This window comes from Klebsiella sp. CN_Kp073 (assembly GCF_040065495.2).
In the GTDB taxonomy this organism is placed as follows: Bacteria; Pseudomonadota; Gammaproteobacteria; order Enterobacterales; family Enterobacteriaceae; genus Klebsiella; species Klebsiella aerogenes.
In genome coordinates this window covers 2723068-2742925 of the sequence record NZ_CM198051.1, presented here as the reverse complement: position 1 = coordinate 2742925, position 19858 = coordinate 2723068, and the positions used below count along the sequence as shown (strand labels likewise).

The 19858-nt window shown below is 55.5% G+C and carries 16 protein-coding genes and 1 pseudogene; 11 read left to right on the top strand and 6 right to left on the bottom strand.

Annotated features, from left to right (window positions below; translation table 11 throughout):
- Positions 1-77: 77 nt before the first annotated feature.
- A complete protein-coding gene (locus ABLV66_RS13230) occupies positions 78-788 on the top strand; it encodes a YnfC family lipoprotein (protein WP_045394624.1) in 711 nt (236 codons plus the stop codon).
- Here ABLV66_RS13230 and speG read toward each other — a convergent pair.
- The gene (speG, locus tag ABLV66_RS13225) at positions 782-1342 is read right to left on the bottom strand and encodes a spermidine N1-acetyltransferase (RefSeq protein ID WP_015366764.1); all 561 of its coding nucleotides are present in this window, start codon (positions 1340-1342) and stop codon (positions 782-784) included. The two genes, ABLV66_RS13230 and speG, sit on opposite strands and share 7 nt — an antisense overlap.
- 51 nt (positions 1343-1393) lie before the next feature.
- Positions 1394-1735, bottom strand: coding sequence for a DUF1283 family protein (locus ABLV66_RS13220; protein ID WP_015366763.1), 342 nt, complete (start codon positions 1733-1735; stop codon positions 1394-1396).
- Between the two features lie 86 nt (positions 1736-1821).
- Between ABLV66_RS13220 and ABLV66_RS13215 the strand changes: the two are divergent.
- From ABLV66_RS13215 to ABLV66_RS13185, 7 genes and pseudogenes are all read left to right on the top strand, one after another.
- Positions 1822-2210, top strand: a pseudogene (locus ABLV66_RS13215) (YnfA family protein).
- A 132-nt stretch (positions 2211-2342) separates the two neighbouring features.
- Positions 2343-3626 carry an MFS transporter gene (locus ABLV66_RS13210; RefSeq protein ID WP_113373463.1) on the top strand — a complete coding sequence of 428 codons (1284 nt, stop codon included), beginning with the start codon at positions 2343-2345 and terminating at the stop codon, positions 3624-3626.
- Between the two features lie 142 nt (positions 3627-3768).
- Positions 3769-4983: a starvation-sensing protein RspA gene (rspA, locus tag ABLV66_RS13205; protein WP_047067372.1), complete on the top strand. Its 1215-nt coding sequence runs from the start codon at positions 3769-3771 to the stop codon at positions 4981-4983.
- Between the two features lie 10 nt (positions 4984-4993).
- The gene (locus ABLV66_RS13200) at positions 4994-6013 is read left to right on the top strand and encodes a Zn-dependent oxidoreductase (RefSeq protein WP_063415191.1); all 1020 of its coding nucleotides are present in this window, start codon (positions 4994-4996) and stop codon (positions 6011-6013) included.
- 42 nt (positions 6014-6055) lie between these two features.
- Complete coding sequence (locus tag ABLV66_RS13195; protein WP_348877185.1) at positions 6056-7438, top strand: MFS transporter; 1383 nt, start codon at positions 6056-6058, stop codon at positions 7436-7438.
- A 206-nt stretch (positions 7439-7644) separates the two neighbouring features.
- Complete coding sequence (locus ABLV66_RS13190; protein WP_348877186.1) at positions 7645-9108, top strand: mannitol dehydrogenase family protein; 1464 nt, start codon at positions 7645-7647, stop codon at positions 9106-9108.
- Positions 9109-9357: 249 nt separating this feature from the next.
- Positions 9358-9789 carry a universal stress protein gene (locus ABLV66_RS13185; RefSeq protein ID WP_047048088.1) on the top strand — a complete coding sequence of 144 codons (432 nt, stop codon included), beginning with the start codon at positions 9358-9360 and terminating at the stop codon, positions 9787-9789.
- A 45-nt stretch (positions 9790-9834) separates the two neighbouring features.
- Here the strand turns inward: ABLV66_RS13185 and ABLV66_RS13180 are convergent, their stop codons facing one another.
- Both ABLV66_RS13180 and ydfG read right to left on the bottom strand, forming a co-directional pair.
- Positions 9835-10521, bottom strand: coding sequence for a GntR family transcriptional regulator (locus ABLV66_RS13180; RefSeq protein ID WP_045394600.1), 687 nt, complete (start codon positions 10519-10521; stop codon positions 9835-9837).
- A gap of 93 nt (positions 10522-10614) precedes the next feature.
- Positions 10615-11364 carry a bifunctional NADP-dependent 3-hydroxy acid dehydrogenase/3-hydroxypropionate dehydrogenase YdfG gene (gene ydfG, locus ABLV66_RS13175; protein ID WP_045394599.1) on the bottom strand — a complete coding sequence of 250 codons (750 nt, stop codon included), beginning with the start codon at positions 11362-11364 and terminating at the stop codon, positions 10615-10617.
- Positions 11365-11536: 172 nt separating this feature from the next.
- On the opposite strand from ydfG, the gene dcp reads away from it, so the two are divergent.
- The 3 genes from dcp to ABLV66_RS13160 all read left to right on the top strand — a co-directional run bounded on the left by dcp (position 11537) and on the right by ABLV66_RS13160 (position 15331).
- Positions 11537-13576, top strand: a complete 2040-nt coding sequence (gene dcp / locus ABLV66_RS13170; RefSeq protein WP_348877212.1) for a peptidyl-dipeptidase Dcp — start codon at positions 11537-11539, stop codon at positions 13574-13576.
- 354 nt (positions 13577-13930) lie between these two features.
- Entirely contained in the window at positions 13931-14191 is a 261-nt protein-coding gene (locus tag ABLV66_RS13165; RefSeq protein ID WP_045394594.1) for a hypothetical protein, read from the top strand.
- 24 nt (positions 14192-14215) lie between these two features.
- A complete protein-coding gene (locus ABLV66_RS13160) occupies positions 14216-15331 on the top strand; it encodes an AAA family ATPase (protein ID WP_348877187.1) in 1116 nt (371 codons plus the stop codon).
- A gap of 2 nt (positions 15332-15333) precedes the next feature.
- Here ABLV66_RS13160 and ABLV66_RS13155 read toward each other — a convergent pair whose 3' ends face one another.
- Both ABLV66_RS13155 and ABLV66_RS13150 read right to left on the bottom strand, forming a co-directional pair.
- Positions 15334-16599 carry an MFS transporter gene (locus ABLV66_RS13155; RefSeq protein ID WP_045394589.1) on the bottom strand — a complete coding sequence of 422 codons (1266 nt, stop codon included), beginning with the start codon at positions 16597-16599 and terminating at the stop codon, positions 15334-15336.
- Positions 16600-16640: 41 nt separating this feature from the next.
- Positions 16641-19748 carry a beta-galactosidase gene (locus tag ABLV66_RS13150; protein ID WP_348877188.1) on the bottom strand — a complete coding sequence of 1036 codons (3108 nt, stop codon included), beginning with the start codon at positions 19746-19748 and terminating at the stop codon, positions 16641-16643.
- Positions 19749-19858 lie beyond the last annotated feature (110 nt).

The following is a 19858-nucleotide window of genomic DNA, read 5'->3' as shown; positions in this document are numbered from 1 at the left end:
TTTTTAAGCATAGCAGAATTGGTGTAAATAATTGTATTTGCTAAAATGATTGGAATATTCCCAAAAAGGTAGCGGCTGTGAATAAACTGTTTTTGCTGATCCCGGCAGCGTTGCTGCTCAGCGCCTGCGATAAGCCGTCAACGCCGGCGGCGTTTACCCCGGAGATGGCCAGTTTTTCCAATGAGTTTGAATTCGACCCGCTGCGCGGCCCGGTGAAAACGTTTACTCAGATCCTGTTCGACGACCAGGGGGAAATGGTGAAGCGGGTGCGTGCCCAGGTGTCGGCAGAAGGGTGTTTTGATCTGCTGGATTTTACCGACCTCGAAAACAAAACCGGCGCCACGCTGGTACTTGACGCGAATTACTATCTGGATGCGCAAACGCAGGAGAAACGCCTGCGGCTGCAGGGGAAATGCCAGCTCGCCGAGATGCCGGCGGCGGGCGTCAGCTGGGAGACCGATGACAACGGGTTTGTGGTGACGGCTCGCGGGAAAGAAAGCACTTCCAGCTATCGCTATGACAGCGAAGGTTATCCGCTGGGCAAAACCACCACCGCGAAAGATGAGCGCTTCAGCGTCGTATCGACGCCGTCCACCGATCCGCGTAAAAAGCTCGATTACAGCGCGGTGAGCGTATTTAACGACCGCGCGTTAGGTAAGGTGAAGCAAACCTGCGACTATGACGATCACGACAACCCGATCCGCTGTGAGATGCAGGTTGTCGATGAAAGCGTCCAGCCGGCGGTGACGCGACACTACAGCATCAAAAACACTATCGACTACTACTGAGCGGTGGGCTTGAGCAGCGTCTGGCCTTGAGGACGATGTTTCTCAAGGTACTGATGCTGGAACAGGCACATGCGAATGGTATTGCGGTATTCGCCGTTGATAAAGAACTCGTGAATCAGCTCTCCTTCGACCATGAAACCGAGTTTGCGGTAGATGTGGATCGCTTTTTCGTTTTCTTTATCAACAATCAGATACAGCTTATACAAATTGAGAACGGTAAAGCCGTAGTCCATTGCCAGCTTAGCGGCGCGCGTCGCCAGCCCTTTGCCCTGATATTCCGGGGAGATGATAATCTGGAACTCGGCGCGACGGTGAACGTGGTTTATCTCCACCAGTTCAACCAGCCCGGCTTTTTCGCCATCGCATTCGATAACGAAACGGCGTTCACTTTGATCGTGAATGTGTTTGTCGTAAAGGTCAGAGAGTTCGACGAAGGCCTCGTAAGGTTCTTCAAACCAGTAACGCATTACGCTGGCGTTATTATCAAGCTGGTGGACGAAGCGCAGGTCTTCGCGCTCAAGCGGGCGGAGTTTGACGTGAGGGGCGTCAGACATGGGAAATCCTGTTTGCATTAATAGAGGATGGCGCCCATGGGCGCCGGGGAATTATGGCGTAATAACGCGACCGGTGCGGCGGTCAAGACAGCGCAGGGTGTTGGGTTCCCAGTAGGCGTTGACGTTGGCGCTCTTCTGGCAGTTATCCTGCGCATCGAAGGCGACGTCGGTTTTGTCCCACTCTTTCTCCGCGCGTTTATTTACCTTCTGCCGTAGCGAGCGGGTATCGTTCCACTGCTCTTTTTCCATTGCGGCTTGCTGACGGCTCTGCGCGCTGTCGCCGGACTCGATCACCAGTTTGTCGGTTTGCGCGAAGGACGAAGCGGTATAGACCATTGCGCTTGCCGCCAGCAGGGCGGTCAGGCACCAGCGTTTATTGCGTGTCATTTTCATCACGATTTCCTTTGGGTGATAAAAAGGGTTAACCAGTTGGACAAGTTTACTACAACTCGCTACCCGCGCCTACCGGACAAAATGGCATGGGTACCTGCGCATTATCGCGTACACTAGTGCAACAAATTGTCTCATTTACCAAACTTTAATGCTGAAAACCACGTTACTTTTCTTTGCTACCGCGCTGTGTGAAATCATCGGCTGTTACCTGCCGTGGCTATGGCTGAAGCGGGGCGGTTCGCCGCTGCTGTTGATCCCGACTGCGATGGCGCTGGCGATGTTCGTCTGGCTACTGACCCTGCACCCGGAGGCCAGCGGCAGAGTGTATGCCGCTTATGGCGGCGTCTACGTCTGCACCGCGCTGCTGTGGCTGCGTTTCGTCGATGGTGTGAAGCTAAGCCACTTTGACTGGGCGGGGGCCGCGATTGCGCTATGCGGCATGCTGATCATCGTTGCAGGCTGGGGGCGGGCTTAACGTCGCGCATCAGGATAAAAAATCGCCCTTTGTGATCTTCCACGCTAATTTTAACCTTGATTCTTGTATGGTAGCCGACTAGTTGCCTTACTTACTCTAACCGCATCGTGCTGTTTATCGTAAGAGGCAATTATGGCTACACAAACCCTTGCCAGCGAAGCTGGCGCCAAACCCGTGCGCATTGGCCGGGTGCAAAAAGTCACCCTGACGCTGCTGTTCATCGCCGGTATCGTCAACTTCCTCGATCGTTCGTCATTAAGCGTTGCCGGTGAGGCTATTCGCGGCGACCTCGGGCTTAGCGCGACGGAATTCGGCGTGCTGCTGTCGGCGTTCTCTCTGTCATACGGCTTTGCTCAACTGCCCTCGGGTATTTTGCTCGATCGCTTCGGCCCGCGAATTGTATTGGGGGCAGGGCTGATTTTCTGGTCACTGATGCAGGCGCTAACTGGGGTGGTGAACTCCTTTAGCCACTTTATTTTGCTCCGTATTGGCCTCGGGATTGGCGAAGCGCCGTTTATGCCGGCGGGGGTAAAATCCATTACCGACTGGTACGTACAAAAAGAACGCGGTACCGCGGTCGGCATCTTTAACTCCTCAACGGTGCTTGGCCAGGCGATCGCGCCGCCGGCGCTGGTGCTGATGCAGATAGCCTGGGGCTGGCGCACCATGTTCGTGGTTATCGGCCTTGCCGGGATCGTTGTGGGCCTGTGCTGGTACGCGTGGTATCGCAACCGCGCGCAGTTCGATCTGCAACAGGAGGAGCGCCAGTATCTGGCGGCGCCGGAAAAAGCGCGCCCAACGCTGGTATTCAGCGAGTGGCTGGCGCTGTTCAAACGACGCACCACCTGGGGCATGATTTTAGGCTTCTCCGGGGTTAACTATACCGGCTGGCTGTATATCGCGTGGCTGCCGGGTTATCTGCAGGCGCAGCAGGGATTGAGCCTGGCGAAAACCGGCTGGGTGGCGGCGATCCCGTTCCTGGCCGCGGCGGTGGGCATGTGGGTCAATGGGCTGGTGGTTGATGCGCTGGCGCGCCGCGGTTACGATTTGGCGAAAACGCGCAAAACGGCCATTGTGGTTGGCCTGACGCTTTCTGCGCTCGGCACGCTGCTGGTGGTGCAATCTAACTCGCCGACCCAGGCGGTGGCGTTTATCTCCATGGCGCTATTCTGCGTCCACTTTGCCGGAACCTCGGCCTGGGGACTGGTACAGGTGATGGTCAGCGAGAATAAAGTCGCGTCGGTGGCGGCGATCCAGAACTTCGGCAGCTTTGTTTTCGCCTCTTTTGCGCCGGTTGTCACCGGCTGGGTAGTGGACACCACGCACTCCTTTAACCTGGCCTTGGTCATTGCCGCCTGCGTGACCTTTACCGGCGCGCTGTGCTATTTCTTCATCGTAAAAGACCGCATCAATTAATCGCGAACGGGGGGCGCCAGGCGTCCCCCGCAACCAAACCCGTTTGTGATCCTTCGCATCTTTTTTAAATATCATACTTGTATGGTAGTAGGTCTGGTGATTTAATTTTGATCACTAACCGCACAGATGTAAGGAATTACCCATGAAGATCGTTGCCGCCGACGTGTTCGTTACCTGCCCAGGGCGTAACTTCGTCACCTTAAAAATCACCACCGATGACGGGATTGTCGGCCTCGGTGATGCCACGCTCAACGGCCGTGAATTGTCGGTCGCCTCATACCTGAAAGATCACCTTTGCCCGCAGCTGATTGGCCGTGATGCTCACCGCATCGAAGATATCTGGCAGTTTTTCTACAAAGGCGCCTACTGGCGCCGCGGCCCGGTGACCATGTCGGCGATTTCCGCCGTTGATATGGCGCTGTGGGATATCAAAGCCAAAGCCGCCGGAATGCCGCTTTACCAACTGCTGGGCGGCGCCTCGCGCGAAGGGGTGATGGTCTACTGCCACACCACCGGTCATTCCATTGATGAAGTGCTGGACGACTACGCCCGCCATCAGGAAATGGGTTTTAAGGCGATCCGCGTGCAGTGCGGTATTCCGGGGATGAAAACCACCTACGGCATGGCCAAGGGCAAAGGTCAGGCATACGAGCCGGCGACCAAAGGCGTGTGGCCGGAAGAGCAGCTGTGGTCAACGGAAAAATATCTCGATTTTACCCCGCGGCTGTTTGCCGCCGTGCGCGAACGATTTGGTTTCAACGAGCATTTACTGCACGACATGCACCATCGCCTGACGCCAATCGAGGCGGCGCGCTTTGGTAAAAGCATTGAGGAGTATCGCCTGTTCTGGATGGAAGATCCGACACCTGCAGAGAATCAGGCGTGCTTCCGCTTAATCCGCCAGCATACCGTCACGCCGATTGCCGTCGGCGAAGTCTTTAATAGCATCTGGGATTGCAAACAGCTGATTGAAGAACAGCTCATTGATTATATCCGCACCACTATTACCCACGCTGGCGGGATCAGCGGCATGCGGCGCATCGCCGATTTTGCTTCATTGTACCAGGTTCGCACCGGCTCTCACGGGCCGTCCGATCTCTCTCCGGTGTGCATGGCGGCGGCGCTGCATTTCGATCTATGGGTGCCAAATTTCGGCGTTCAGGAGTACATGGGCTATTCCGAACAGATGCTGGAGGTCTTCCCGCATAGCTGGCGTTTTGACAATGGCTATATGCATCCGGGCGATAAACCAGGGCTGGGCATCGAGTTCGACGAGAAGCTGGCGGCGAAATACCCCTATGAACCCGCTTGTCTGCCGGTGGCGCGCCTCGAAGATGGCACTTTGTGGAATTGGTAAGGAGAGAAAAATGAAAAGTATTGTTATTCAACAGCCGAACGCGCTGGCGATTGAAGAACGGCCATTGCCGCAGCCGGGGAACGGGGAAGTGCGGGTAAAGGTGAAACTGGCGGGAATTTGCGGCTCAGATAGCCACATCTATCGTGGACATAATCCGTTCGCCAAATATCCGCGGGTCATTGGCCACGAGTTTTTCGGCGTGATTGATGCCGTGGGCGAGGGCGTGACGGATAAAGTCGTGGGCCAGCGGGTGACGGTTGATCCGGTGATCAGCTGCGGCCACTGTTATCCCTGTTCGGTCGGTAAGCCCAACGTCTGCGCGTCGCTGGTGGTGCTGGGCGTGCATCGCGATGGCGGGTTTAGCGAATACGCGGTGGTACCGGCCAAAAATGCCTGGCCGGTGCCGGAGAACGTGAGCGACCATCATGCGGTAATGGTGGAGCCCTTTACTATTGCGGCGAATGTCACCGGGCAGGCTAAACCACGCGAACAGGATATCGCGCTGGTCTACGGCGCTGGGCCGATGGGGCTGACCACCATTCAGGTGCTCAAGCGCGTCTATAACGTGCGGCAGGTGATCGTCGCCGACCAGATCCCTGAGCGGCTGCAGATGGCGCAGCAAAACGGCGCCGACTGGACCATTAATAATAAGGAGCAACCGCTGGCGCAGGTGCTGGAAGCGCAGGGTATCCGACCGACGCTGATTATCGACGCCGCCTGCCATCCGGCGATTTTCCCAGAGGCCATCGCACTGGCTTCGCCGGCAGGCAGGATTGTGCTGATGGGCTTTTCTACCGAACCGTCAATGGTGGCGCAGCAGGGGATCACCGGCAAAGAGCTCACTATTTATTCGTCCAGGCTCAATGCCAATAAATTCCCGCTGGTTCTCGAATGGTTGGCAAACGGCTTAATTAATCCGGATCGGCTAATCACCCATCAGTTTGCTTTTGAGCATGTTGTCGATGCCATGACGTTATTTGAAGAAGACCGCAAGCATTGTTGTAAGGTGTTATTAACCTTCAACGCATAAATATAAATAACCTCGCTGTATCCTACTTTAGAGATTATTATTATGACGACAGCTAAAAATGAGAGAAGCACTACGGATCTTATCCGCGCCGCGGTATCCGGCTGGCTTGGCACGGCACTGGAATTTATGGATTTCCAGCTTTATTCTTTAGGCGCCGCGCTGGTCTTTCATGAGATATTTTTCCCGGAGCAGTCGGCTGCCATGGCGCTGATATTAGCGATGGGAACCTATGGCGCAGGATATATTGCGCGGATCGTCGGCGCTTTCATATTCGGTAAAATGGGGGACCGCATCGGGCGTAAAAAGGTTCTGTTTATTACCATCACCATGATGGGCATTTGTACCACATTAATCGGCGTATTACCCACTTATGCGCAGATTGGTATTTTTGCGCCGGTGTTACTGGTGACCCTGCGTATTATTCAGGGGCTGGGGGCGGGCGCCGAAATTTCCGGCGCCGGTACCATGCTGGCGGAATATGCGCCGAAAGGCAAACGCGGCATCATCTCTTCTCTGGTGGCGATGGGCACCAACTGCGGAACGTTGAGCGCCACGGCCATCTGGGCAGTGATGTTCTTCCTGCTCGATCGCGAACAACTCGTCGCTTGGGGCTGGCGTATTCCGTTCCTTGCAAGCGTCGTGGTAATGATCTTTGCTATCTGGCTGCGTTTAAATCTGAAAGAGAGCCCGGTATTTGAACAGGTCAACGAAGCCGATGAAGTTAAGGCTAAAGTCGCCGCCGCGCAAAATACCTTCGGCGCGATGTTAAAAAGTAAATCATTCTGGCTGGCGACCGGTTTACGCTTTGGACAGGCCGGTAATTCCGGTTTATTGCAAACATTTCTCGCGGGATATCTGGTTCAAAGCCTATTATTTGATAAAGCGATTCCGACCGATGCCTTAATGATTAGCTCAGTGATTGGCTTTATTACTATCCCACTGTTAGGCTGGCTATCGGATAAAGTTGGGCGCCGTTTACCTTATATTATCGTCAATATTTCCGCCATTATTCTGGCCTGGCCGATGCTGGCTATTATTGTCGATAAAAGCTACAGCGCCAGCACCATTATGCTGTCCCTGATTGTTATTCATAACGTGGCGGTACTGGGGCTGTTTGCGCTGGAAAATATCACCATGGCGGAAATGTTCGGCTCGCGTAATCGCTTTACCAGAATGGCTATCTCAAAAGAGGCCGGCGGCCTGGTGGCGGTGGGATTCGGGCCGGTGCTGGCCGGTATCTTCTGTAACGTAACCGGTTCGTGGTGGCCGATTGTCGCGATGCTGATCTGCTATTCAGCTATCGGTCTCATCTCGTCATTACTGATGCCGGAAGTGTGTGACCGTGACCTGAGTCTGGACCACGATGCGGCGGACGCCGGTACGCGCCAGGCGCTAAACGCGAATGGCCAATACGCGAAATCATAATCACATCGTTAACCCAGGATAGCCGGGATACTCCCGGCTCATCCCCGCCATTGCGCGCAGGATCACGAAACGCGACAGCGCCGGATCTTCTTGTATGGTAGTTGATGAAAATCAAAGATGTCATACCAATTGCGTGCGATGGTTTACCTCACCAAAACATTCTGTTTGAGAATGATTTATCAGTCATCATAAAAATGAGAGACACCATGGAAAACACGCTTTTAAACGCCAGGGCAACGCTTCCTTCTTACGATCGCAGCAAGCTGGTTTCTCGCATCGTTCATCTCGGTTTTGGGGCTTTTCACCGCGCCCATCAGGCGGTGTATGCCGATATCCTTGCCGCCGAACACGGCAGCGACTGGGGCTATACCGAAGTGAACCTCATTGGCGGTGAGCAACAGATTGCCGATTTGCAACAGCAGGACTTGCTCTATACGGTGGCTGAAATGTCCGCCGATGCCTGGACCGCTCGCGTCGTCGGCGTGGTGAAGCAGGCGATGCATGCGCAGGTCGATGGCCTGGAAAGCGTGTTGGCGAAAATGTGCGAGCCGCAGGTGGCGATTGTCTCGCTGACCATCACCGAAAAAGGCTACTGCCACTCTCCGGCCACCGGTCAGCTGCAGCTTGATAACCCGCTGATTGCCGCCGATCTGCAAACTCCACACCAGCCGAAATCGGCGCCGGGCGTGGTGGTAGAAGCGCTGGCGCGCCGTCGTGCCGCCGGTCTGCCGGCTTTCAGCGTCATGTCCTGCGATAATATGCCGGAAAACGGCCACGTAATGCGCAACGTAGTTTGTGCGTATGCCCGCGCCGTTGATGACGAACTGGCGCAGTGGATTGAGCAGAACGTGACGTTCCCTTCCACAATGGTCGACCGGATCGTTCCGGCAGTGACCGCTGATACGCTGGATAAAATTGAACAACTCACCGGGGTGCGCGATCCGGCCGGTGTGGCCTGTGAACCGTTCCGCCAGTGGGTTATCGAAGATAACTTCGTCGCCGGTCGTCCGCAGTGGAAGAAAGCCGGCGCGGAGCTGGTCACTGACGTCGTGCCGTTTGAGGAGATGAAGCTGCGAATGCTCAACGGCAGCCATTCGTTCCTCGCTTATCTGGGCTATCTCGCCGGTTATCAGCATATCAATGATTGCATGCAGGATGATAACTACCGCCGCGCCGCGCAGGCGTTAATGCTGCAAGAGCAAGCGCCGACGCTGAGTGTACAGGGTGTGGATCTGGCGCGTTATGCGGGTTTGCTCATTGAGCGTTATAGCAATCCGGCGCTTAAGCACCGCACCTGGCAGATTGCGATGGACGGTAGCCAGAAGCTCCCGCAGCGTATGTTGGACTCCGTGCGCTGGCACCTGGCGCATCACAGTGATTTCAGCCTGCTTGCGCTGGGTATTGCCGGCTGGATGCGCTACGTGAGCGGTGTCGATGACAAGGGGCAGGCGATTGAAATCAGCGATCCGCTGCTGCCGGTCATTCAAAAGGCGGTGCAGGGTAGTAAAGAGGGTAGCGAACGCGTGCAGACGCTGCTGGGTATTAAGGCCATTTTCGGCGAAAGTCTGCCGCAGGAACCGCGTTTTGTCGATGCGGTGACGGCGGCGTATCTCTCTTTACAGATTCACGGCGCCAAGGCGACCGTCGCCGAATGGGCTAAAGGCCAGTAAAAAAACATCATTCCATTCATAGCCCGGCATCGCATAGCGAGTCGGGCTATTTTTGTATTAGCAATACGAATAGCCTCTGATATTTCCCGTCTATACATAACTCTAACTTTCCATAATTAATTATATATTGTTGATGTTTATTTTTATCTCTGAAGTATTTATTTGGGTGATTGATCGTATTCCCACACGCTTAAATATGACAGAATAAAATCTCCCCAACGGTTTCTTCAGGACTAAGGAGCTCAGGCTATGTACAAAAAGATATTATTGCCGGTCGATGTGTTTGAAATGGATTTAAGCGATAAGGCCGTTCGTCACGCGGATTTTTTAGCATCTGCCGAAGAAGGTGAAATCACGTTGCTGAACGTGCTGCCAAACAGCACCAGTTCCCTGCTGCGCGGCTTCACGGCGGATATTCGTAAATTTGAAGCCTTCATGAAAGAAGAGTCGGAAAAGAAAATGCGCGATCTGTCGCGATTGTTTTCAATCCCGGCGTCGCGGATCCATACCCGCATTGTTTTTGGCAATGTGCGTGATGAAATATTAGCGCTGAGCGAAAAAGAGAATTTTGACGTTATCGTTATTGGTTCACGCAAGCCGGGTATATCAACTCATCTCCTCGGTTCTAACGCCGAATCCGTTTTACGCTATGCCAAAATTCCGGTGTTAGTGGTTCGGTAATCTATTTTACGGCAGCTGACGCAACGTTGGCTGCCGTGTAACGCATTATTCTTCGCTGAACCACTCGCTATTTTCCTGACGAATCAACAAAACCGACTCGCTAATTTCATGCAGGTGAATATTCATCGCCTTTTCTACGGCATCAAGATCGCGTTTTTCCAGCGCCTGAAAAATATCGAGATGCTGACGCAGCAGCATATCGGGCGGAGTCACGTGATCAAGGCTCATATAGCGTACCCGATCGATGGTCGCCTTGATATTTTCAATGGTGTCCCACGCCAGCTGGCAGTCGGCGATAAGGGATAATTTCTGGTGAAATTCGTCATCGAGCTGGAAAAAATCATTGAGCTGCTGACGTTCAACCGCCACCCGCTGCTGGTTGAGGTTTTGTTCCAGCTGATAGAGCTGTTCATCGTTGATCATCGTTCCTGCGCGGCGCACTACCGCGCACTCAATGGCCTGACGTACGAAACAGCCGTTGCGCACCTGGGTCATTGAGATTTTATTCACATAGCTGCCGCGCTGGGGACGGATCTGAATCAACCCGTTTTCCGCTAATTTGATGAAGGCTTCCCGTACCGGCTGGCGCGAAACATCAAACCGCACCGACACCTCTTTCTCTGACAGCGGGGTTCCCGGCGGGATCAGGCAATGGACAATATCCCGACGAAGGATGCGATAGATTTGCTGATTGACGGGCTGGGTCGGATTCAGTTGCGTTTCTGCGGCCATTGATGATTACTTTTTAATGGGTTATGAGCATTATTTTACTCGTTTTTTGCCGTTCCGCCCAGACCTGGCCCGCAGGCCAGGCCGCTGAGGGCGTTAGCCCTGACGATGGACGCTGAGCCCGGCGAAGCTCTGGCTGACCGGCATCATTTCCAGCGTGTTAATGTTGACATGTTTCGGCAAGTTCGCGACCCACCACACCGCTTCGGTGACATCTTCCGGCGTCAGCGCCTGGGTGTTCTCGTAAGTTTTACCGGCTTTCGCATCGTCGCCTTTAAAACGGACGTTGGAGAACTCGGTGCCGCCTACCAGGCCCGGCTCGATATCGGTGACGCGAACCGCGGTGCCGTGCAAATCAGTGCGCAGATTCAGGCTGAACTGGCGCACGAAAGCTTTGGTCGCGCCGTAGACGTTGCCGCCGGCGTAGGGCCAGCTACCGGCGGTCGAACCGATATTAATAATATGGCCGCGATTACGCTCCACCATCCCCGGCAACACTGCGCGGGTCATGTACACCAGGCCTTTATTATTGGTATCGATCATGTCTTCCCAGTCTTCGACGCTGGCGCGATGAGCGGGTTCCAGACCCAATGCCAGGCCGGCGTTATTCACCAGAACATCGATAGACTGCCAGTCCGCGGGCAGTCCGGCGATCATCTCTTCTATGGCGGCGCGATTACGCACGTCGAGTTGCGCGGTATACAGGTTATCGCCAAGCTCCTCTTTGAGCGTCTTCAGGCGCTCTTCACGACGCCCGGTGGCGATCACTTTGTGGCCGTTAGCGATAAAACGACGAGTAATACTTTCGCCAAATCCAGCAGTTGCACCAGTCACCAGAATAATCATCTTACTGTTCCTCAACGCTTTTTGTGTTGTCATAACATAGCACGCGTTAACGCCGCGCGGTAAAGGAAAATCGTATCGTCATCTGTTGGTATAGCGCGCTGGCTGGATAAATCATTGCGGCCAATCAATGAGTTGCCTAATCTTAGTGGATACCCGCGTTCAGGAGAGAATGATGACGGACAATAATCCCTTTTTACACGTCAGCCTGCTGCCGTACCAGGCGCCGCATTTTGATTTGATTGCAGATAGCCATTATCGCCCGGCTTTTGATGAAGGCGTTCGGCGCCAGCGCGAGGAGATTGCGGCAATCGTCAACAATCCGGCGCCGGCGGATTTTGACAATACCCTGGTCGCGCTGGAGCAGAGCGGCCAGCTCCTGGGCCGGGTGACCCGGGTCTTTTTCGCTATGGCCGGGGCGAATACTAATCCGCTGATACAGCAACTGGATGAACAATTCTCCGCCGAGCTCGCCGAGCTTGGCAACGACATCTGGCTCAACGATGCGCTGTACCAGCGAGTCAAACAGGTCTGGCAGCAGCGCGACGCCCTGAATCTGGATCCGGAGTCGCGGCGTCTGCTTGAGGTGAGCTGGCAGCGTTTCCAGCTGGCGGGAGCCGCGCTGGCGCAAGAGCAGAAAACCGCGCTAAAAGCATTGAATACCGAGGAGGCGTCGCTGCAAAGTCAGTTCCAGCAGCGTCTGCTGGCGGCGGTGAAGTCCGGCGGTCTGGTTGTCGATTATCAACACCAGCTCGACGGGCTGGCCGCGGATGAGATTGCCGCCGCCGCCGATGCCGCGCGCGATAAAGGCCTGCAGGACCGTTGGCTGCTGGCGCTGACCAATACCACCCAGCAACCGGCGCTACAGGCCCTTGCCGATCGCCAGACCCGGCACAATCTATTCACTGCAGGCTGGACGCGTAACCAGAAGGGCGATGCCAACGACACCCGTGAACTGGTTTTGCGGCTGGCGGAAATCCGCGCGCGTAAGGCCGCATTGCTCGGCGTCGCCGATTACGCGAGCTGGTCGATGGCTGACCAGATGGCGAAAACGCCGTCTGAGGCTTTGGCTTTTATGCGCCGCATCGCGCCGGCGGCCCGCCGTCGCGCCGAACAGGAGCTTGCCGATATCCAGCAGGTTATTGATGAAGAGGGTGGCGATTTTCAGGCTGCGGCCTGGGACTGGTTATATTACGGCGAGCAGGTGCGGCGCGCTAAATTCGCCATCGATGAAGCGCAGCTAAAACCCTATTTCGCCCTGGATCGGGTGCTGGAAGATGGCGTGTTCTGGACCGCCTCCCAACTGTTTGGCATTCGTTTTGTCGAACGTTTTGATATTCCGCTTTACCATCCCGATGTACGGGTATGGGAAATCTTTGATGCCAACGGCGAAGGAATGGCGCTGTTTTACGGCGACTACTTCTCGCGTGACAGCAAAAGCGGTGGCGCCTGGATGGATGTGTTTGTCGAGCAATCGACGCTGCGTGCCCAGCGTCCGGTGATTTACAACGTTTGCAACTACCAGAAACCAAAAGCCGGCGGCTGCGCGCTGCTGTCGTGGGATGACGTCATCACGCTGTTCCACGAATTTGGTCATGCGCTGCACGGCCTGTTCGCTAACCAGCGCTATGCGAGTCTTTCAGGCACCAATACGCCGCGTGATTTCGTGGAATTCCCGTCGCAGATTTATGAACATTGGGCCAGCGAGCCGCAGGTCTTCGCCCATTATGCGAAGCACTACCAGACCGGCGAAGCCATGCCCGATGATCTGCGCGACAGCATGTTCCGCGCCTCAACGTTCAATAAGGGTTATGACATGAGCGAACTGCTGGCGGCGGCGCTGCTGGACATGCACTGGCACAGCGTCACCCCGCAGGCGCTGCCGCAGGATGTCGATGCTTTTGAACAGCAATCGCTGCGCGAGGAGCAGATGGATCTGGCGGCGGTTCCGCCGCGCTATCGTAGCAGCTATTTTTCGCATATTTTCGGCGGCGGTTATGCGGCGGGCTACTATGCCTATTTGTGGACGCAAATGCTCGCCGACGATGGTTATCAGTGGTTTGTCGAGCAGGGGGGATTAACCCGGGAAAACGGTCAACGTTTCCGCGAGGCGATTTTGTCGCGCGGTAATAGCTGCGATCTCGAAGCGCTGTATCGCGACTGGCGCGGGCACGATCCGCTGATCGAGCCGATGTTGAAAAATCGCGGCTTGTAGATACTGTGCTATTCGTCGCCGCCCGGTTTTTTCTCCGAGGCGGCGCATCACGTCTTGTCCGGCTACCAAATAGCTCAGCATCCCACTGTAACCAATGTACATTTTGCGACCATTCTCAACGCCCTGAGCAACAAATAAGAGTTGTTAAGATTCACAATTCCACTTTTTTCCTTCATCATTTGTCGGCCTTTACTACTAATAATGCGTGCTTACAAAGTGCAATTCGTTTTTTTTTATACTCCAGGCCGCTATGAACTATAAAAAAGTACATACGACGATTTTTTTTCCTGCGGCGCTTCAGCGTGGCCAGGGACTTGTTCAATGACATTTTTGACCCCACTCGGGAGGAATACAGTGCACCCGTTAATTAAGGTCATGCTGGTGGGCGGCAAAGCAGATGGTCTGCTGGTTAGCGTCGCCGACACCGCGACGGAAGTTTCCGTCACTCCTGCGCAGTACGGCGCGCCATCCGGACAGCCGTTGAACTACCGGGTCGTGTCGCAGGTTATTGATGATGAACGCCTGTTTTTCGGCGTCTTTAGTGATTCACATCTGGATGCCGATAAACTCGCCAGAGTCGCGCTAACGCGCGGGATGAAAAAATCGCTCAGTTGAGCATCGGCGCGCCAGAGGAAAGGTATGATTAACCGCATTCGTATTAACAATTTCCGTTCAGTCAGGGCGATTGAACTGGAACTCGGGCCGCTGAATATCGTGTTTGGCCCCAACGGTTGCGGAAAATCGAACATCTACAAAGCGATTCACCTGTTAACCGCCTCGGCCAGCGGCCAGTTTTCCAGCTATGTCAGCGAGGAGGGTGGGCTTGAGAATATCATGTGGTCGGGGAAACAGGCGCCGACCGACCGCCACCCACGGCGTCTGCAAATCGCCTGCCTTACCGACGAATTTGAATACGAATTGCAGGTCGGGTTTCCGGAAAAACTGCCGTATCCAACGCAATTCATGCTTGACCCGATCGTTAAAGAAGAGAATATCTGGCTATCGGGTTTTAACCGCCGGCCATCGTCACGGGTACTGCAACGAAAAAACCAGGCGGCGTTTCTGGTTGATGTCAATGGCGAAAAAAGTACCTTCACCGATACTATTTACGAAAACGAGTCTATTTTCGGCCAGCTAGGCGAACCGCATCGTTTCCCGGAAGTGTCGCGCGTGCGGGAGACCATGCGCCGCTGGCGTTTTTACCATGAGTTTGCCATCGGCAGGCTTTCACCGCTCCGCCAGCCGACGGTCGGCTACCGTTCACCGGTGCTCGATAGCGATGGCGGCAATCTGGCGGCGGCCTTTCAGACTATCGTCGAAATCGGCGCTGAGGAGTTGCTGCACGAAATCCTCGGCGAAGCGTTCCCCGACTGTACCTTTTTCTGCGAGAACGACAACTCGCGTTTCGTGATGAAGATGCGCCGGGAGGGGATTTATCGGCCGCTGCTGGCGGCGGAGATGTCTGACGGCACCCTGCGTTTTTTGTGCCTGGCGGTCGCGTTACTCAGCCCACGGCCACCGGCGTTTCTCGCCATTAATGAGCCGGAAAACAGCCTGCATCGCCAGATGTTCCCGGCGCTGGCGCGTCTGATTGTCGAAGCGTCACGCTATAGCCAGATCTGGCTTACCAGCCACTCGGCAGAACTGGCGCAATTGATCTCAGTGCGAGCGGAGTGCCGCCTCTACGAACTGGAGAATAGCGGCGGGCAAACGCAAATCAAAGCGGCGTCTCCGTCATCCGTGACGGAAGGATAATCTCAGGACGCATTGTTATACTCTGCTGTAGGCAGCAGTGTCTTACTACCTTTTAAGGTAAATAGCGATATCAGGGTAAAGCTCAGGGTGATTGAGCCGAGGATCAGGTAGGCCTGGTGAAAACCTACGGTGTCGTACATCCGTCCCACCCAAGCCGAAAGCACTACCCCGGAAAGCTGTTTCGACAGGTTAAAGCCGATTAAAAATAGGGTGGCGGAAAGCTTAGGGTTAAATGCGGAAGAAATATATTTGAAAGTGCCGACCAGCAGGAACGGTAATTCAAACATATGCAGCATTTTTAAAATGACCACTTCCACCGCCGAAGTCGCAAAAGAAGATCCGAGGATGCGCATCGACATAATTATGCCGGCGGTCAGCAGGGCGTTTTTCGCGCCGATGCGGTTAATAATTGCCGGTGCGCAGAACATAATCAGCGCGTTGAGTAATTCACCGCCGGTGGTGACAAAGCCGAAGACCTCGGTTCCACGCTGCGGCGTGGCGAAAAAGCCTTTAAAAAAGTTAGCGAACTGCTGGTCGAAAACGTCATAGACGCTGGCGACGCCTACCACATAAATAATAAATCCCCAGAAGCGCGGCATTCGCAGCAGTTCGGCCGCCGTACGTAGTGAAAAGGCCTGGCGGTTGGCGCCGATGGCGTCGATAACCTGCGCGCTGCTGCTGGCCTCCGGGCGCGATAGCCATAACAACACGCCAAGCACCAGCGCAAAACCGGAGGCTATCCAGAAGGTAATGTTAGGGTCGATACCGAACAAGATGCCGGTAATTGACGCGCACAGCGCCCAGCCGACGCAGCCGGAGACGCGTACTTTGCCGTATTCAAAACGGTTGGCGCGGCTGACGCGTTCAATATAGGCCTCGACCGCGCCGGAACCGCTGGAAAACACCACGCCTAAATAAATTCCTCCCACCAGCGCGCCGGCGATAATGTTCATTTGCAGCAGCGGCGAGAAGACAAAAATAAAGAACGGGGCGAACAAAATAAGCAGTACGGTAATGGTCCACAGCAGATGTTTACGCAGCCCGAGCTTATCGGAAATCAGTCCAAACACCGGTTGGAATATTATCGCGAACAGCGAAATGGAGGAGAAAACAATCCCCGTTTCGGTTTTCGTTAAATGGTTTACTTCCGCCAGCCACACCGGAAAAAAGGGAAAGTAAGCCGACATAATGAAATAGTAAAAGAAAAAGAACAGCATGAAATAGATAAAATTATGCCGTTCGCGGGGCGTGAGTTCAGAGAGTTTCATATCTTATTATACCTGTGCGGTGGGGGCCGAAGCCCCCGTTATTATTGACAATGAAGCGTAACCTGATAGTGCCATTGGGCCTCGAGCAGCAGCCACTGTGACAGAACGCTTGGTGTCCAGGAATCATCGCCGCCAACGCCCATATGCTGGCCGTCGAGCGTGATCCAGACGCCTTTTTCCGGCGTCATACGATGCCAGTGATCGGTCGTCATCAGCTGTTCCGTACTGTACGGCTGCACCGAGAAGTGGAACTGGCCTGCGACGTGCCAGCATCCCCAGTCCAGCGCTTTGCAATCGCAGCGCAGACCGTTTTCGCTGGGGAAGATATAGGGCGTGCTCATCTCGCGCAGCGGCTGTTGCCAGCGCGAAAAACAGGCGCTGCTTTTGCGATCCGGATAGTTTTCGTGCGGCCCTAATCCCAACCAGCTGACTTCGGCATGTTGATCGGCGACCTGGAAGCGCAGCCCGACGCGCGCCAGCGGCGGTAACGTTGCGGCACGTTCGCCATCAACGGTGATCTGGAGCCCGCCGTCGGCCGTGAAGGTCATGCGCCAGTGGCTGGCAATGACCGTCTCCTCGCCGCGCAGATAGTGCCAGTGGCTATCAACGATCACCTCCCGCGCCAGCTGCTGCGCCTCGCATTTCACGCAGCGGGTCGTCAACGAATACAGACCGGCGCTCTTCCAGCGCTCGACCCAGGCGTTCGGATCGATACGTTCGACTTCGCTGACGCCAATATCATTGTCCAGCGGCGCACGGATAAACTGATCCGCCAGCGGGGTCAGCAACTGCTGTTTGCCCGCGGCATACCATTCGCTTAAACGTCCGCTCTGACGATCGATAATCCAGCGCTGGGATCCGACGCTGACCTGATAGAGCGTGGGTTCGATCGTCAGGACCGGCGCCGGGCCTTCGGCGGACGTCTCAGATAGCGCCAGCGGCGCGGCAAGCGCTAGCTGCTGCCAGGCGACGCGGTGACCGGGCTCAGACCATGACGTCGCCTGCGGCTGGATCACTTCGAGCTGCAGCCAGACATCACGGGCGCCGCGCGGCAGGGCCAGGCAGTCGCTAAGAATCAATTCCGCCCGTCCTTGCGGCTGCAGCGCCAGCGCTAAGTCGCCGTTGGCTATCGTTTCTCCGGCGCACTCTACGCGCCAGCGCAGCGTTTCGTTATCGGTGGCGCGGAACAGGTATTCGCTGGTGATAGCAATCCGCAGCGGATTTTGCTCCAGCAAAGCGAACTGGAAATACTGTTGCGCATGTTTGGCCTCGATAAGCGAAGGATGGGCGCGCCGGTCGGGGAATACCAGGCCATTCATGCAGAACTGCCGGTCGTTAGGTTTATCGCCAAAATCGCCGCCATAGGCCCAGCCGACGCTACCATCCGGGAACGTTTTCTCGATTGCCTGGTCGGCCCAATCCCAGATAAAACCGCCCTGCAGGCGAGGATAGTCGCGGAAAGCCTGCCAGTAATCGGCGAAATTGCCCAGGCTATTGCCCATCGCGTGGGCGTATTCGCAAAGGATCAGCGGGCGTTGTTCGCTGGGCATCCCGATCCACTTCTTGATCGACCATTTGGGTACCGCCGGGAACGGCTGGTCGCGCTCGACGCGGGCGTACATCGGGCAGATAATATCGGTGGCGCTGCTGTCGGCGCCGCCGCCTTCATACTGTACCGGACGCGAAGGATCGTTATGCTTCAACCACTGGTACATGGCCTGATGGTTGTCGCCGCAGCCGGACTCATTACCCAGCGACCAGATAATGATCGAGGGATGATTGCGGTTGCTCTGCACCATACGAGTGACGCGCGCGCTGTAAGCGGCAAGCCAGGTCGGATCGTCAGACAGCCGATTCATCGGTACCATGCCGTGAGTTTCGATATTGGCTTCGTCCACCACGTACAGGCCGTAGCGGTTGCATAGCTCGTACCAGCGCGGGGCGTTGGGGTAGTGCGAACAGCGCACGGCGTTGAAATTGTTCTGCTTCATCAGCAGAATGTCCTGCACCATATCCTCTTCGTTGACCACCTGGCCGCGCTGATGATGATGTTCGTGGCGGTTGACGCCGCGGATCAATAGCGGCTTGCCGTTGAGCAACAGTAGCCCGTCGCGGATTTCTACCTGGCGCAAACCAATATCCCAGCCTTCCGCTTCAAGCAACGTCTCGCCGCGCCATAGCGATACCACCGCGCGGTAGCAATGCGGCTGCTCGGCGCTCCACAGCCGCGGGCGCTTAATATCGAGATTGACAATTGCCCGCTCGCCGTAGCTGCCGCGTTCATCGATAATCGGCGTACCCAGCGGCTGGCGCTGGCTGGCAAGGCGCGTTTTGCCATCCCACAGCGCGACGTCAATTTCCAGCGCCGCTAGCGCTTCAGGCGCGGCCTCGACGCTAAGCTTGACCTGCAATTGCGCGTCGCGATATAGAGCATCGAGCTGCGGGGTTAATTGCACATCGCTGAGGCGGGCCTGCGGTTTATGCAACAGCCACACCGAACGGAAGATACCGCTCATGCGCCACATATCCTGATCTTCAAGCCAGCTTCCCGCGCTCCAGCGCATCACCATCACGCACAGGCGGTTGGCGCCTTGCTGCAGAAACGGGCTTAAATCAAAGGCGGCGGGCAGACGGCTATCCTGGGAGTAGCCGACCCACTCGCCGTTGCACCACAGATGAAACGCGGAGTTGACGCCGTCAAAGATAATTTGCGTTTGCCCTTCGACCCGCCACGCCTCATCGACGGTCAACTGTAGCGAATAGCAGCCGGTAGGGTTGTCTTCGGGCACCCGCGGCGGCACGGTATCAATCGGATAGCGGACGTTGCTGTAAATCGGCGCGTCATAGCCCTCCATTTGCCAGTTTGAAGGCACCGGCGTCGGGCGGCTGTCGGGCAGGTCATGCTGCAGCCAGTTGGCATCTACCTGAAACGGACTACGGGCATAGGAAAATTGCCATTCGCCGTCCAGCTGACGGCGGCGGTCGGAAGGGCGGTTGTCGCGCGCCGCATCGGCATCGCGCCAGCTGGCAAAAGAGGGATGGGCGGGTAGGCGGTTGAGGTGAGTGATAGTCTGGTTTTGCCAGTCCTCGCGGGCCAGAACTTCGTGAAAAGCGGGGCCGCGAGCGGCGCCTGAATCATATCGTTGCATACGCATACCTGACGGATAATGGTAATAAATGTTATTCGCTAAACAATCTCATCGGGTTATCGGGTATTTTCCACAGACCCGCAATGTTGGCGAAAATGAAACCCATTCAC

Bases quoted from the DNA above. Each gene is read 5' to 3' on its own strand.
- ABLV66_RS13210 (WP_113373463.1), top strand. From the start codon at position 2,343: ATGGCTACACAAACCCTTGCCAGCGAAGCTGGCGCCAAACCCGTGCGC.
- speG (WP_015366764.1), bottom strand. From the start codon at position 1,342: ATGTCTGACGCCCCTCACGTCAAACTCCGCCCGCTTGAGCGCGAAGAC.
- ABLV66_RS13220 (WP_015366763.1), bottom strand. From the start codon at position 1,735: ATGAAAATGACACGCAATAAACGCTGGTGCCTGACCGCCCTGCTGGCG.
- ABLV66_RS13180 (WP_045394600.1), bottom strand. From the start codon at position 10,521: ATGGCCGCAGAAACGCAACTGAATCCGACCCAGCCCGTCAATCAGCAA.
- ABLV66_RS13160 (WP_348877187.1), top strand. From the start codon at position 14,216: ATGATTAACCGCATTCGTATTAACAATTTCCGTTCAGTCAGGGCGATT.
- rspA (WP_047067372.1), top strand. From the start codon at position 3,769: ATGAAGATCGTTGCCGCCGACGTGTTCGTTACCTGCCCAGGGCGTAAC.
- ABLV66_RS13190 (WP_348877186.1), top strand. From the start codon at position 7,645: ATGGAAAACACGCTTTTAAACGCCAGGGCAACGCTTCCTTCTTACGAT.
- ABLV66_RS13195 (WP_348877185.1), top strand. From the start codon at position 6,056: ATGACGACAGCTAAAAATGAGAGAAGCACTACGGATCTTATCCGCGCC.
- ABLV66_RS13185 (WP_047048088.1), top strand. From the start codon at position 9,358: ATGTACAAAAAGATATTATTGCCGGTCGATGTGTTTGAAATGGATTTA.
- dcp (WP_348877212.1), top strand. From the start codon at position 11,537: ATGACGGACAATAATCCCTTTTTACACGTCAGCCTGCTGCCGTACCAG.
- ydfG (WP_045394599.1), bottom strand. From the start codon at position 11,364: ATGATTATTCTGGTGACTGGTGCAACTGCTGGATTTGGCGAAAGTATT.
- ABLV66_RS13200 (WP_063415191.1), top strand. From the start codon at position 4,994: ATGAAAAGTATTGTTATTCAACAGCCGAACGCGCTGGCGATTGAAGAA.
- ABLV66_RS13150 (WP_348877188.1), bottom strand. From the start codon at position 19,748: ATGCAACGATATGATTCAGGCGCCGCTCGCGGCCCCGCTTTTCACGAA.
- ABLV66_RS13155 (WP_045394589.1), bottom strand. From the start codon at position 16,599: ATGAAACTCTCTGAACTCACGCCCCGCGAACGGCATAATTTTATCTAT.